The sequence below is a fragment of the Microcella pacifica genome, assembly GCF_009371975.2.
GTDB lineage: Bacteria > Actinomycetota > Actinomycetes > Actinomycetales > Microbacteriaceae > Microcella > Microcella pacifica.
In genome coordinates this window covers 41182-54981 of sequence record NZ_VIKT02000015.1, presented here as the reverse complement: position 1 = coordinate 54981, position 13800 = coordinate 41182, and the positions used below count along the sequence as shown (strand labels likewise).

The 13800-nt window shown below is 71.2% G+C and carries 13 protein-coding genes; 5 read left to right on the top strand and 8 right to left on the bottom strand.

Translation table 11 applies throughout. The annotated features are described in order from the left end of the window. Window positions 1-10: 10 nt before the first annotated feature. The 5 genes from FK219_RS09530 to FK219_RS09510 form a co-directional block, all read right to left on the bottom strand. Entirely contained in the window at window positions 11-1087 is a 1077-nt protein-coding gene (locus FK219_RS09530) for a DNA-methyltransferase (RefSeq protein ID WP_152583877.1), read from the bottom strand. 9 nt (window positions 1088-1096) lie between these two features. Next, window positions 1097-2464, bottom strand: a complete 1368-nt coding sequence (locus tag FK219_RS09525) for an HNH endonuclease signature motif containing protein (protein ID WP_152583876.1) — start codon at window positions 2462-2464, stop codon at window positions 1097-1099. A gap of 232 nt (window positions 2465-2696) precedes the next feature. After that, window positions 2697-4010: an acyltransferase family protein gene (locus tag FK219_RS09520; RefSeq protein WP_152583875.1), complete on the bottom strand. Its 1314-nt coding sequence runs from the start codon at window positions 4008-4010 to the stop codon at window positions 2697-2699. Between the two features lie 6 nt (window positions 4011-4016). Beyond that, window positions 4017-6734 carry a DNA methyltransferase gene (locus FK219_RS09515; protein ID WP_152583874.1) on the bottom strand — a complete coding sequence of 906 codons (2718 nt, stop codon included), beginning with the start codon at window positions 6732-6734 and terminating at the stop codon, window positions 4017-4019. Window positions 6735-6736: 2 nt separating this feature from the next. Then, window positions 6737-6994, bottom strand: a complete 258-nt coding sequence (locus tag FK219_RS09510) for a hypothetical protein (protein WP_152583873.1) — start codon at window positions 6992-6994, stop codon at window positions 6737-6739. 119 nt (window positions 6995-7113) lie between these two features. Between FK219_RS09510 and FK219_RS09505 the strand changes: the two genes are divergently transcribed. Beyond that, the gene (locus tag FK219_RS09505) at window positions 7114-7776 is read left to right on the top strand and encodes a TrmH family RNA methyltransferase (RefSeq protein ID WP_152583872.1); all 663 of its coding nucleotides are present in this window, start codon (window positions 7114-7116) and stop codon (window positions 7774-7776) included. A 31-nt stretch (window positions 7777-7807) separates the two neighbouring features. Beyond that, window positions 7808-8176 carry a nuclear transport factor 2 family protein gene (locus FK219_RS09500; protein ID WP_152583871.1) on the top strand — a complete coding sequence of 123 codons (369 nt, stop codon included), beginning with the start codon at window positions 7808-7810 and terminating at the stop codon, window positions 8174-8176. A 21-nt stretch (window positions 8177-8197) separates the two neighbouring features. Here the strand turns inward: FK219_RS09500 and FK219_RS09495 are convergent, their stop codons facing one another. Together FK219_RS09495 and FK219_RS09490 are read right to left on the bottom strand one after the other, a co-directional pair. Next, window positions 8198-8668 (bottom strand): DUF3253 domain-containing protein, encoded by a 471-nt coding sequence (locus tag FK219_RS09495; RefSeq protein WP_328821667.1) that lies wholly within the window; start codon window positions 8666-8668, stop codon window positions 8198-8200. A gap of 187 nt (window positions 8669-8855) precedes the next feature. Continuing rightward, window positions 8856-10199, bottom strand: coding sequence for an MFS transporter (locus tag FK219_RS09490; RefSeq protein WP_152583870.1), 1344 nt, complete (start codon window positions 10197-10199; stop codon window positions 8856-8858). A gap of 115 nt (window positions 10200-10314) precedes the next feature. Between FK219_RS09490 and FK219_RS09485 the strand changes: the two genes are divergently transcribed. From FK219_RS09485 to FK219_RS09475, 3 genes are all read left to right on the top strand, one after another. Beyond that, complete coding sequence (locus FK219_RS09485) at window positions 10315-10944, top strand: TetR/AcrR family transcriptional regulator (RefSeq protein ID WP_165638106.1); 630 nt, start codon at window positions 10315-10317, stop codon at window positions 10942-10944. Window positions 10945-11051: 107 nt separating this feature from the next. After that, the gene (locus FK219_RS09480) at window positions 11052-12338 is read left to right on the top strand and encodes an adenylosuccinate synthase (RefSeq protein WP_152583868.1); all 1287 of its coding nucleotides are present in this window, start codon (window positions 11052-11054) and stop codon (window positions 12336-12338) included. 11 nt (window positions 12339-12349) lie between these two features. Then, window positions 12350-12952 (top strand): GNAT family N-acetyltransferase, encoded by a 603-nt coding sequence (locus FK219_RS09475; protein WP_152583867.1) that lies wholly within the window; start codon window positions 12350-12352, stop codon window positions 12950-12952. 24 nt (window positions 12953-12976) lie between these two features. Here FK219_RS09475 and FK219_RS09470 read toward each other — a convergent pair whose 3' ends face one another. Next, a complete protein-coding gene (locus FK219_RS09470; RefSeq protein WP_165638105.1) occupies window positions 12977-13795 on the bottom strand; it encodes a glycosyltransferase family A protein in 819 nt (272 codons plus the stop codon). Window positions 13796-13800: the final 5 nt, after the last annotated feature.

Here is a 13800-nt window from a genome sequence, read left to right as displayed (position 1 = left end):
GCGGCTCAGCCTACCGAGGCGGTCGGGGGCCCGACGTGCGTCGCTGCGAGAGCTCCGGGGGTGCGGCCTCCGTTGCCGGCGACGGGATGCTCTGCGCATCGCTGAGCGTCGTGACGGGCATCCCGAGCCGGTCGCTCATGACCTGCACCGCCTCGGGGTTGGCGTCCATGCTCACGCTGCGCCGGCCGAGGTCGCGGGCGGCGGCGGCTGTCGTGCCGCTGCCGGCGAAGGGGTCGAGCACCCAGTCGCCCTCGCGGCTCGAGGCGGCGACGATGCGCCGCAGGACGCCGAGCGGCTTCTGGGTCGGGTAGCCGGTCTTCTCGCGGCCGTTGGTCGTGACGATCGTGTGCCACCAGACGTCGGTGGGCAGCTTGCCGCGCGCTGCCTTCTCGGGCGTGACGAGGCCGGGCGCCATGTACGGCTCGCGGTCGACAGAGTCGGAGTCGAAGTAGTAGGTGTCGGGGTTCTTGACGTAGACGAGGATTGTGTCGTGCTTGGTCGGCCAGCGCCGGCGGGATTTGGCGCCGTAGTCGTAGGCCCAGATGAGCTCGTTGAGGAAGCATTCGCGACCGAAGAGGGCGTCGAGGGCGACCTTCGCGTAGTGCGCTTCGCGCCAGTCGAGGTGCAGGTAGAGGGTGCCGTCGTCGCGCAGCACGCGGTGGGCCTGCTCGAGTCGCGGGGCGAGGAAGCCCCAGTAGTCGAGGAACGTGTCGTCGTAGCGGCCGAGAGTCTCGACGGTGCGGCGGTAGCTCGTGCCCTGGAAGCCGAGGTAGGCGCCGTCGGGGTCGCGCGTGCTCGTCGTGCTGCGGCGCTGCTGCGTTCGGCCCGTGTTGAAGGGCGGGTCGAGGTAGACGAGCTGCATGGTCTCGTCGGGCAGGTGCTCGAGGGCGGCGAGGTTGTCGCCGTGGAGGAGCAGGTCGTCGCCGTCGGGAGTCCAGATCTGCGGAGGTGCCGACTGCGGGATCGCGCGCTCGGGGGCCGACGGTGGCAGATCCGAGCGCGCGGGGTCGGAGAGAGGCGCGGCCGAGCGCGCGGGGGTCGACAGCGGCGCAGCCGAGGGCGCGGGGGTCTCTCGCGGCGCGCTCATGGGCCGAGGTTAACAGGCGAGGCGGGTCGCCGGGTCGGTGCGGTACTGCCGGCCACTGGGTGCCGTCCACTCGAGCACGCCGCCGCCTGCCTGGTGCACGAGCCAGGCGGTCTGATGCTTGAGTCGGTGGTGGGCCTCGCACAGGTGCGCGAGGTTGTCATGTCGTGTGGCCCCGGCGTGCTGCCAGTCGACCGTGTGGTCGACGTCGGCGCTCGCCGCGCTGCGACCGCAGCCCGGGAACCGACAGGTCTCGTCGCGGATGCGCAACCACAACCGCAGGTCGCGTGGAACCGCGTAGCGGTCGCGGCCGACGGAAAGCACCGCGCCCGTCTCCGGGTGGGTGAGGAGGCGGGTGAAGCTGGGGGCGTGAGCGGCGAGGCGCCGGGCGACGTCGGCCGAGATGGGGCCGTAGCCCTCGAGTGTCGCCGGCGGGACGGGAGAGTCGAGCGCGCCGCTGCCCCTGTCATGGGCCCTGACAGTTGCCCTGACCCTGGTGCTGGCGGAGCCAGTGTTGGCAGAGGGTGGGACATCGGAGGCGCGCTCAGCGCCGCGGTCGAGGAGGGTGAGGGCGGGCACGGTCACGAGGACCTGCGCCCGCACGCCGCGCCCCGCGCCCGAGCCGGAGACGATTCCGTCGTGCAGGAGGTCGGTCATGACGTCGGCGCGGCGCTGCGCGAGAGTGCGGTCGTCGCGCTGCTCGGCGTCACCGGAGCCGGCGAGACCCGTGGCGATCTCGCTCACACGCCGATAGGCCGCGATCGCGTTCTCGGCCGGAAGGTAGGCGGTGAGCCAGGCCATGCCGTCGCGGGCAGGCTCGAGGCGAACATCACGGCGTTCGCGAGCGTCCCGACACCGCTCGTCGATCGATTCGGGGTGCAGACGTTCGCGCACGACGCGGGCGCGTTGGCGGAGGCCCGCCGCCGTACGCGTGGTGGCCTCCGGCAGGAGGGTCTTCTCGAACTCGGCGTGCGATGACGCCGGCAGGTTGCTGGCCTCCTCGACGATCGCCACAGTGTGGGCGTAGCTCAGCGCACCCTCGCGCAGCCCCGCGTGCGTGCCCGGGAGGGTCGTGGTGAGGGCCGCACTCTCATTGAGGAGGGATTGCGCGGCGGACTCCGAAACACGTAGCGCGGTGGCGAGCTCCGTCGCGGCCACGCGGCGGGCGGTCACCGCGGTATCCCAGCCGCCCGAGCGCCCACCCCGCGCATCCTGCTCGGCAGCCGTCAGGATGAGGCGCCGCAGTTCGTCGATCGCGACCGCCCGCGACGCCGCGAGAGAAGCGGTCAGCCGCTCGAGCGCGACGATCGCGTCGAGGATCGCCGAGACTCCGCCGTCGACGGCAGCGGTCGCCGTGCGGGGGAGCTCGGAGGTGGTCATGCGTCTATTCGAGCAGGGACCACCGACACTCGAGAGGGGGAGACGCGGAGGCGTGTGCCCTGGGGAAAAGCCTTCTGATCAGGGCTTCTGTGAAGGAGCGGCGGGATTGTCACCGGATGGGTGTGCGGCCGCGGGTGGGTGTGCGGCCGCTGGCGGGACTGCGGGTGCAGGTGCGGGAGTGGCCGCTGGCGCAGCCGCAGCTGCGGCTGCGGGCTCCGGCTCACCGCCCGGCTCACCCACCGGCTCCACCACTTTCCGGCTCCACCAATTTCCGCCGCCGCCCGCGCAACTGCACGGCAAGCGCGAGCAGCAGCACGCCGAGCGCCGCGCCCGCCGCGGGCGAGAACCCGACGAGCAGGATCACGGTCACGCCCGCGACCCCCAGCAGCACCTTCGTGGCCGCGAGCAGGGGCGACATCGTCACCTCGCGGTCGTCGTGCCTGCTGCGGTCGAACTGCCGCACGAGCATGACGATCGGCACGAGCGCAAGGGCGATCGCCACGAGGAAGAGCGGCCGCGTCTGCCACCACTGCAGGCTCAACGGCTCGGGGAACGGCAGGTTCGAGATGAGCATGACCACCACGACGAGCACGATCACGGGTACGTGCCACAGGTAGATCGTCATCGAGTTCGCGTTCACCCACAGCCCCACGCGGGCGACGCGCGGCCTGTCGGCGACCGCCCGCAGCCACGGGTGCGCCGTGGCGAACAGCATCAGCTGACCCACCCCCAGCACGAGGATGCACACGGTCGGCGGGTTCAGGTTCTCGTACATGTCGGTCGAGTAGCCGAACACGGTCGTGAGGAACAGGAGCAGGGCGAACGCCGCGACGGCGAGCACGAAGAGCGCCCAGCGAGGCAGGACCCCGATGATGCCGTCGGCGTAGGCGAATCCGAGCTGCTGGATGAGCACCCACACGAAGAAGAGGTTGAGGGCTCCGAGCAGCTCGAGGCCCGTCGCGGCCACGACGGAGTCGACCGCGACCGCCGCGAGCAGCAGGGCGGCGAGGGTGAGGCGCGGGGCGCGCTCGTGCAGGGCGGTCATCCAGGGAACCAGCCCCGCGCATCCGATGTACACCGCCAGGAACCACAGCGGCTGCCCGATGCGGAAGCCGACCTCGCGCAGAATGTCGGCCGGCAGCCCGGTGAGGGCGAGGATCGCGAGCGTGAGCCCGACGAGCGCGAACAGCAGCACGGCCGGCCGCACGAGGCGCGTGATGCGCATGCGCACGTAGTCGGAGGCCGACACGCCAGCGCCCCGCAGGCGCCGCCACTGCGTGAGGCTCGAGAACCCGCCCAGCAGGAAGAAGAGAGGCATCACCTGCACGGCCCACGTGGACCACGCGAAGATCGGATGCCCGTCCAGAGCATTCGTGATCGTGAGCCCCTCGGCGCCGACCGTGAAGCCCGCCATCATCGCGTGCAGGCCGACGACGACGAGCAGGCACGCAGCCTTCACGAAGTCGACCGCGGTGTCGCGCCCCGTGCTGGGCACGGGTGGTGGTGAGGCGGCGGTGCCGGAATCGCGGCTGGCTGAGTCGGTCACGGCGCGTCAGGCTCCGGATGCTCGAAACGGGTCGTACGCACGCTCGCGCTGCACGATCTGACGGTTGAGGTCGGTGAGGCGGCGCACCAGCTCGGTGGGGTCCTGCGCGACGGACGCCGGCCAGCCGTACGCCGTCGCAACGGCGACGTCGAGCTCGCGGTGCAGGGCGGCCAGGTCGCGGAACCCGCCGTCCTCCATGAGGTTGTACAGCGCGGTTAGGCCCATGCTGTGCTCGCGGCACAGCTCGCTGCGGCGCGCATAGAGGGCGGATGCTGCGCTCGCCACCGCATGGCGCTGGTCGTCGGTCACGGGGTCGGGCCAGGGGAAGGTCGCGAAGACCGTCGTCGGCGTGTAGCGGAGGTCGCCCTTAAGGGTCGACGACTGCGCCCACGCCCACGCGTCGTGCGCTCGGGAGAGCAGGATTCCCATGCTGTAGTCGTCGTCGAAGGCGAAGACCATGTTGGCATTGTTGGCTAGCGTCCACGGGTCGAGCCATGTGAGGTTAAGGCGTTTGGCGTGGGCGCCGACGGCGATTGACCGCGTGAGAGGAGCAACTGCCTTTCGCAAGCTAACGCGGGGCTCACCGTATTGCCACCAGCGAAGTCGGTGATTCTCCCGTCGAACCGTCTCGCGGAAGGGCTTCACACGTTCACGGACGATGCTGAGCGCGGCGGGAAATCGCACTGCCGCCTCGAGTGACATCTGCGCGAAGTCGATGATCCACCGGCTCGGCGATTGGTCGGGGCGCGATGCGATGTCGTCGCTGGTCAGGAATGGCCTAACTACCCGCGCGTAGTCCGCAGAGTCATCGGCGAGCATCCCCTTCGCTTCGTCCTTGGTGACGATGAAGCCCTTGCCGACCGGGATCGGCCCCTGGAAGCACTTGTTCTTGTTGGCGGCGAGGGTCTGCGGCTCCCACCCACCCGCGAGGCCGTCGCGCAGGGAGGCCGTGATGCCGGGCACGTCGTCGCCGTCGAGCACGAAACGCTCGACGGGCTCGGCGGGCTGCTTAACCCAGTTGACGAGACTCACGTGCACTTTCGCGTCGCCCGGCCAGCGCTGCGACGACACGGCGTCGGTGATGACTCCGCCCTGCTCGACGATGTACTCGAGCGATGCCCCGCGCGCGGTGTTCTGCGAGACCGAGTTGGTGCCGACGAGCCCCGCCCGCTGCCCGGGCTTCAAGTGGTCGTGCGCCTTGCGGAACCAGTACACGCACAAGTCCTTGATGCCGATGCCGAAGGTCGAGCTGAGCCACTTCAGGTAGCCGTCACCGAGGCTCGCGCGCAGCAGCTGCGAGCCGAGGAACGGCGGGTTGCCGATGATCGCGTCGACCTCGGGCCAGTCAGACTGGAGGGCGTCGATGGCGCGGATTCCCGACAGGTCGGTGAGCGGCAGCACCGGTTCGGCGGTGCCGAAGCGCTCCACCATCTGACGGTGGCCCATCCACAGCGTGACGCGCGCGACCATGACGGCGACGCGCTCAATGTCGATGCCCCTAATGTTCGAGAGCGGGTAGTACGGCAGGTCGGCCTCGACCGGTGTGCCCTGCTCGGCAGCGAGACGGGCGTAGCGCTGCTTAAGCTCGTACTCGAGCGCGCGCAACTCGCGGTAGGCGACGTAGAGGAAGTTGCCGCAGCCGCACGCCGGGTCGAGCACGCGGAACGCGCACAGCTCGTCGAGCAGCGCTCGGCACTCCGCCGGGCTCGCGGCGGCGTCGATGCGGTCGCGCCAGGGCCGCACGATCGTCGGCGCGACGATCTTCATGATGTCGGCCTCGTGCGTGTAGTGGGCTCCGAGTCGCTCGCGGCGCTCGTCACCCAGAATGCCCTCCATGAGCGAGCCGAAGATCGTCGGGTCGACCGCGCGCCAGTCGAACTCGGAGGCACGCCGCAAGTGCTCGAGCTCGTCCTTGCTCATGAGCACCTTCGCAGGTCTAGCGAACAGCTCGCCGTTGACATAGCGCGTGCCCGTGTAGCGGCCCTTGCGGTTGTGGTCGCCCTTCTGGTTGAGCAGCTCGAACAGATAGCCGATGTCGCGCGCGCTATCCGGGTCGGGCTGGCTCAGCAGCTCGAGGATCGTCGACTGCAGCGGGTAGCCGTCGAGCATGCCGAGGTCTTCGGCGAAGAGGCACCACACCACCTGCATCGTGAAGCGCTGAATCTCGTCAATCGGCGCCGCGCCGCGGTCGGCGAGCGACTGGTACAGGTCGGCGATGTGGCGGGCGGCGTCGGTCGTGAGCTCGCGGCGGTGCTCGGCGAACACCGGCTCGATCGTCTCGCTCTGCAGGAAGAGCAGCGCGTCATACCGGTCGGGCAGCTCGTCGAGCGCGAACCGCGCGCGGGGTGCCTTCGGGAACCGCCCCGGCTCCCACACCTCGAACTCGCGGAAGTTGCAGGCCACGACCCATCGGGCCGCCTGCACGTCCTCCTCAGGGTTCGACGACTCCAACCAGTAGCGCTGCCGCTGCTCGGCGGCCTTCGCCAGGTCGACGTTCGGCGCCTTCATCTCGACGATGAGCACGCCGGGCCAGTGCAGGTCCATGAACCCGGCGGACTCGGTGAAATCCTCGAAGAGCGCCCCAATCTCGCCACGGTCGCTGCCGTAGCAGGCGAACAGCTCGTTGAGGAAGGTCTGCGCCTCAGCCTTCTCCGACCCCGTGTAGCCGCCCCACTTCGCGACGAAGGCGGCGAGGGCCGCCTGAATCTCGAGACCGCTGCGCACGGTCAGAGCAGACGGAGGGTGTCGCCGGCGTAGTAGGTGTCGTGCATGAAGCGCTTGTGCGTGCGCTCGAGGTCGGCAATGAGCTCGGTCAGGGCGAGCTCGACATTGTGCTCGCCGCCCGACTTGCGCACCCGCTGCAGGGCCTTCTTTGCGCGCGTGCGCGTGTGTTCCAGATTCAGCAACACGTCGCTGATCTCGCCGAGAGCCTGCTCGCGCGCGGCCTCGGCGGCAGAGCGATCGTTGGCTGCTGCGGCGCTCATCGTTCCCCCTCCGGGATCTGGGACGGTCACGTTGTCGTGTGCGGTCAGTCTACGTGTCGGCACCGACGCGCGGCGGAGTGAGAGCATCCGTGTGAGATATCGGCCGATAGCCTCCAGGTGTGAGCGAGCCCTCTCCTGAACCCACCCCCGAGTGGACCACCCACGGCCTCGGCCCGCACCCCCGCCCGTGGCCCGACGACCCGCGGCTCGACCCCGAACTGCTCGAACACGGCGACACCCGCAACGTGCTCGACCGCTACCGCTACTGGAGCATGGCCGCGATCGTCGCCGACCTCGACGAGCGGCGGCACCCCTTTCACGTCGCGATCGAGAACTGGCAGCACGACATGAACATCGGCTCGATCGTGCGCAGCGCCAACGCGTTCCTCGCGGCCGAAGTGCACATCGTCGGCCGCCGCCGCTGGAACAAGCGCGGCGCCATGGTCACCGACCGCTACCAGCACGTGCGCCACCACGAGAGCGTCGACGACCTCATCGCCTTCGCGCGTGCGCACGACCTGCCGATCGTCGCGGTCGACAACGTGCCCGGCTCCGTTCCCGTGGATGCTGCGCCCCTGCCGCACGCCTGCATCCTGCTCTTCGGGCAGGAGGGGCCGGGGTTGAGCGAGGCGGCACTTGCCGCGGCCGACCAGGTCATCGAGATCCGCCAGTACGGGTCGACGCGGTCGATCAACGCGAGCGCCGCGGCCGCCGTCGTCATGCACGAGTGGGTGAGGGTGCACGCGGCGGGAGCGGAGCATCCCGAATCTCACGGCGCTTGACGGCGCCCGCCGCAACCGGTGGACTGACCTCATGACTGCGATCACCGACGATCTGCCCGCCCAGCTCATCCGCCAGGAGCACGACGGGTGGGAGGCGCTGTGTCGCGGCGAAGGCGGCACCCACTACCACCACGCGATGACCGAGGACGCGGTCATGGTCGTCGACACGGGCGTCATCGAGCGCGGAGCCGTGCTCGCGGCGCTCGAAGGCTCCCCGTGGGACTCGTACGAGCTGAGCGAGCAGCGCGTCGTGCGCCTCGGCGACCGCGCGGCGATCCTCGTCTACCGGGTGCGTGCCGTGCGGGGCGACGACGTCGTGGATCGGCGCATGAGCACGACCTACGTGTATCAGGAGGGCCGCTGGCGCACGGCGGCGCACCAGCAGACGCCCGTGCTGTAGCGGCCGCTCGCAGGGCGTGCCTCAGCGCACGCGACGCACCCTGATCGGTCCCTTCGCCGTCGACGGGTCGACGACGCGGCCACCCTGCGTGATCTCGACCTCGCCCGCGGCGACGAGGCGTCGGGCCGCGCGTCGGGCGGGCTCCATGAGCACGCGCCAGGGCTCGGTCGCCGGATCGGCGGTGGGCGCATCCGGGCCGGCAGAAGCGACGGCACGCGCATCCAGGCTGGCGGCGGCGACGGCGCGCGCCGCCTCGCTCGGGCAGATCGTCGTGTCGGCCGCGCGGCTGGCCAGCAGGCTCCGGATGCTCGCCTCGAGCTCGCGATCCACCGCGGTCACGCCCCGCCGACGGCACGCGTCGCTGCACCAGCGCACGTGCTCCCAGTCGCGCGCCCACCGTGCGCGCCACTCGATGCGCCGGCCGCACGATGCGCAGGTCTTCGGTGCTCGCGCGGCCGAGTCGCCATCCACGAGGTCTCTCTGTCGGCCCACGCATACAGTGTCGGCGCCAACACCGTGAGTCGGCCGGGTGCCGCACTCCACGCGGCACACCCAGCACCCCGCCCATCTCCACAATTCAGGAGATGCGGCTCGGCCTCGGCGCCCACAGTCCCGAGGGTGAGGGCCGCACCGGCGTGTCGCGAGTCGGAAGCGCGCAGGATCTCCTGAGTTGTGGAGGTCAGCGTCGTCGCACGAGCAGCATCCCGACCACGGCGATGAGCGCGACGGCCACGCCGGTCCCGCCGAAGAGCAGCAGCGCGCCGCCCGCCTCGTAGGCGAGGCCGGAGACCGCGGCAGCGATCGTCGCGGCGGCGAGGCCGATGCCCCGCACCAGGCCCTGCGCCGCGCCGGCCCGGGCGGGGTCGACCGCGTGGGCCATGGCGGCGCCCGCGCCGATGACGGCGAGCGCCTGCCCCGTGGACTCCACGAAGCCCATGCCCGTGGCGACCCAGGGGTTGCCGATGATGCCGTAGAGGCCGACGATCGGCAGCAGGACGAGGAGCCCGCGCCAGTAGGCGGCGATTCCGCCGCGACGGTCGGCGAGGCGCCCTGCCCAGGCGGCGAGGAGAACGTAGGGGATGGCGAAGAGCACGTAGCTCGCGGCCGTCAGCAAGGGCCCGGCGCCGAGGTCGGCCATGTACCGCGGCCAGATGCCGTCGTAGGCGCCCGTCGGCACCATGACGGCCGCGTAGAGCAGCACGATGCCGACGATGCTGGGGCGTCGCAGGAGGTCGAAGCTCGAGCGTGGAGTGGAGGTCGCGGGAGGCGTCGCGGTGGGCTGAGCGGTGGGCTGAGCCGCAGACTCGGCGGTGGGCTGGGCCGCGGGCTCGGCGGCGCGGTCGAACCCGACGACACCGGCCGCGATGCCCGCCACGCCCGCGGCGATGCCGCCCGTGTACGGGTGCGGCTCGTCGCCGAGTGCGGGCACGGTGCGGTGCTCACGGAACCCGAGGAGGACGGGCACGAGGGCCGCGACCACGCACGCCGCAGAGACGGCGAGGATGAGGGAGGGCGAGGCGATCGCGACCGCCGCGCCCGAGGCGAGCGGCCCGACCGCGATGCCCGCGAGCTCGGCCGCGCCGAGGCGACCGAGCAGCTCGCCGCTGCGCGCAGGGTCGCTGCGCACGAGGAGGGCGCTCGCCGCGATGACGAAGATGCCGAAGCCGAAGCCGCCGAGCCCGCGCGCGGCGATGAGCTGCCACCCCTCGCCGGCGGCGGCGCTCAGGGCGAGGGAGGCGGCGACGAGCAGCACGCCCGCGACCGCCATGAGGCGAGCGTGGCCGCGGTCGGCGGCGGGCGCGACGAGCAGCTCGGCGATGAGGGCAGCACCGAATCCGGCGGCGGCGAGGTAGCCGATCTCGGCGGTGCTCACGCCGAGGGTGCGCTGCAGAGCGGGAATGAGCGGAAAGATGACGAAGGATCCGCTGGAGAGCAGCACCATGCTCGCGACGACGCTCGGCACGAGCCGCGCTGTGGGGCGGGGCGCGCGGGCGTGGGGGGCGGTGCGGGTGCGGCTGAGCATCCCGTTCTCTTTCCGATTCTGGGCGCGGTGCGCCACTGTTATCCAACTGGACAATAAAAGTAACACGTGCTGTCCACCTGGACAATGGGGCGCCGGTCGCGCCTATGCTCGAGGCGTGGCAGAACGCAAGACCTCCGACGAGCGGCGCGACGAGATCGTGCGCGCCACGCTGCGCCTTGTCGCCACCAAGGGCTTCGCCGGCGTGACGCTGCGGGATGTCGCGGCCGAGGTCGGCGTCGTGCACGGGCTGATACGCCACTACTTCGCGAGCCGCGACGACCTCGTCGCCGCCGCGTTCGACGACGCCGTCACGCGCGAGCTCGCGAGCGACCGGGCCCAGCTCGAGGGGCTGGAGCCGCTCGCCGCTCTCGCCGGCTGGCTCTCCGCCACGCCCGAGCACCACTACCGCGTGTGGATCGACGCGTGGAGCGAAGCGCCCCGCACGCCCGCGCTCGCCACCGCCCTCGACCGGCACCACCGCGACTGCGAGCGCATCCTCATCGACCTCATTGAGCGCGTCGTCGACGCGGGCATCGCGACGAGCGCCGACCCCGCCGCCGACGCGCGCATGCTCACCGCCGTCGCGGACGGCGTCGCGGTGCAGCACCACGCCATGGACATCATCGGGGTCGACGAGGCCGACACGATCGTGCTCGGCGCCGCGGAGCAGCGGCTGGGCCTCGCTCCCGGCAGCCTTGCGCGAGCGCACCCCGCGCCCGCGCGCGGGCACTGGGCCGCGGTCTGACGCGCGGTCGCCTCCCCGACTCCCCGTGCGGGCGCCCGCCCGCAGTCCGGTGCGGGCGAGGCCGATAGACTCAGGGGTCATCCCGACTCGATCCGAAAGGGACCGCCATGCCTGCCGTCGTCATCATCGGAGCCCAGTGGGGCGACGAGGGAAAAGGCAAGGCGACCGACCTCCTCGCCGGCCGCATCGACTACGTCGTCAAGTTCAACGGCGGCAACAACGCCGGGCACACGGTCGTCGTCGGCGACGAGAAGTACGCCCTGCACCTGCTGCCGAGCGGCATCCTCACCGAGGGCGTCATCCCCGTCATCGCCAACGGCGTCGTCGTCGACATCGAGGTGCTCTTCGACGAGCTCACGGCACTCGGCGCGCGCGGTGTCGACGTGTCGAAGCTCCTCCTGAGCGGCAACGCCCACGTCATCACCCAGTACCACCGCACGATCGACAAGGTCACCGAGCGCTTTCTCGGCAAGCGCCAGATCGGCACGACCGGGCGCGGCATCGGCCCCGCCTACGCCGACAAGATCAACCGTGTCGGCATCCGCGTGCAGGATCTGTTCGACGAGAAGATCCTGCGGCAGAAGGTCGAGGGCGCGCTCGACCAGAAGAACCACCTGCTCGTCAAGGTCTACAACCGCCGGGCGATCCTCGTCGACGAGGTCGTCGACGACCTGCTGGCCTACGCTGAGCGCCTGCGCCCGATGGTCGCCGACACCGCCCTCGTTCTGCACGAGGCGCTCGAGCGTGGCGAGACCGTCCTCTTCGAGGGCGGCCAGGCGACGATGCTCGACGTGGACCACGGCACCTACCCCTTCGTCACCTCCTCGAGCTCGACGGCGGGCGGCGCGGCGACCGGCTCGGGCATCGGGCCGAACCGCATCGACCGCGTCATCGGCATCGTCAAGGCCTATACGACGCGCGTCGGCGCCGGGCCCTTCCCGACCGAGCTCTTCGACGAGTCGGGCGAGTTCCTGCGCAAGACCGGCTTCGAGTTCGGCACGACGACGGGGCGCCCGCGCCGCTGCGGCTGGTACGACGCCCCGATCGCGCGGTACACGGCGCGCATCAACGGCGTCACGGACTTCGTCATGACCAAGCTCGACGTGCTCACGGGCCTCGAGCGAATCCCGGTGTGCGTCGCCTACGAGGTCGACGGCGTGCGGTTCGACGAGATTCCCGTCTCGCAGAGCGACTTCCACCACGCGAAGCCGATCTACGAGGAGCTGCCCGGGTGGACCGAGGACATCACCGGCGCACGCACCTTCGACGACCTGCCGGCGAACGCGCAGGCCTACGTGCTCGCGATCGAGGCGATGAGCGGCGCGCGCATCTCGGCGATCGGCGTAGGGCCGGGCCGTGACGCGATCATCCAGCGGCACGACCTGCTCGACTGACGGCCTCGCGCATGTACCCGACGACCCCGCCACCGTTCGAGGAGCTCTCCGGCTACGGCGTGACGCTTGAGCCGTACCGCGACGAGCACCTGCCCGGGCTCACGGCGGCGCTCGCGCACCGCGAGGTCTTCGCGGGCGGCTGGGGCGGCGGCCCGGCGGGCTTTCGGGAGGGGGAGGATTTCGCCGGCTGGTTGCCGACGTACCTGCCGATCGGTCGCGGGCATCCGTATGTGGTGCGGGATGCCCGGGGCGAGGTTGTGGGAACCTCGAGCCTCACCGACTTCGCCCCGATCCTGCAGTACGCCCACCTGGGCTGGACGGCCTACGCGCCCGAGCACTGGGGCTCGGGCGTCAACGCCGCTTGCAAGCTCCTGCTGCTCGGCCACGTCTTCGCGCACGGCTACGGCCGAGTCAAGCTGCAGGCCGACATGCTCAACGAGCGCTCGCGCGCGGCGATGGCGGGCATCGGCGCGCAGTTCGAGGGCGTCGTGCGGCGCGAGCAGCCGCGGTCTGATGGCTCGTGGCGCGACACCGCCCAGTTCGCGGTGACGATCGACGACTGGCCCGACGTACGGGCCGTGCTCGAACGGCGGGTTGCGCAGCGCCGCGCCTAGGCACTCGGTCCTGGGGCACCGGTTCTAGAGCGCGCCGCCCACGGGTGCGAGCGGCGGCGGCGTCGCCGTGAGGCCGGCGCGCGGGGACTGCTGCCGGCGCAGCCAGCGCAGGAGGGGGAACTCTCGCGGCCAGTGCCGCACGATCGTGTACAGGCCGCGCCAGAGGCGCACGAGGAGTGCGCCATCGAGGGCGAGTGGGCTCGCGGAGGCGGGCAGCGTCAGGCGCCGATCGGTCGCGATCGTGCGCTGCGGGCCGATGTGGATGCTCAGGTCGATGTCGTCGTGCATGCGCGCGTCGTGGCGGCACACCTCGCCGCGCACCTCGTTCCACACCGTGCGCCGCATGGCGAGGGCCGAGCCCCACAGCGGGGGGTGGCCAAGCGCGAGCCCCACGAGCGTGAAGTACGACCGCATATAGAGGCGCGAGGAGCGCAGGTGCGGTCGACCGTCGTCGTCCATGAGCGTGCCGCGGCCCGTGACGGCGGCGAGTTCGGGGTGGCGCTCGAGCAGCTCGCAGACCGAGGCGATCCAGGTCGGGCCCGGCACGCTGTCGGCATCGACGCGGGCGATGAACTCGCCGCGCGCGGCGTCGTAGCCCGTCGCGCTCGCGGCCGGGATGCCCACCTCGCTCTCGTGCAGCACGACCGCGCCGTAGCGGGCGGCGACGGCGGCGCTGTCGTCGGAACTGGCGTTGTCGACGACGATGAATTCGAAGGGCGGATGCGTCTGCGCGGAGAGCGCGTCGAGGCAGCGCTCCACGTGGTGCCAGTCATCCCGCACCGGAATGACGACCGAGACGGTCGCCCGCGGACTATGTCGCGCCGCGCCTGTGAGCGTGCTCATCGCCA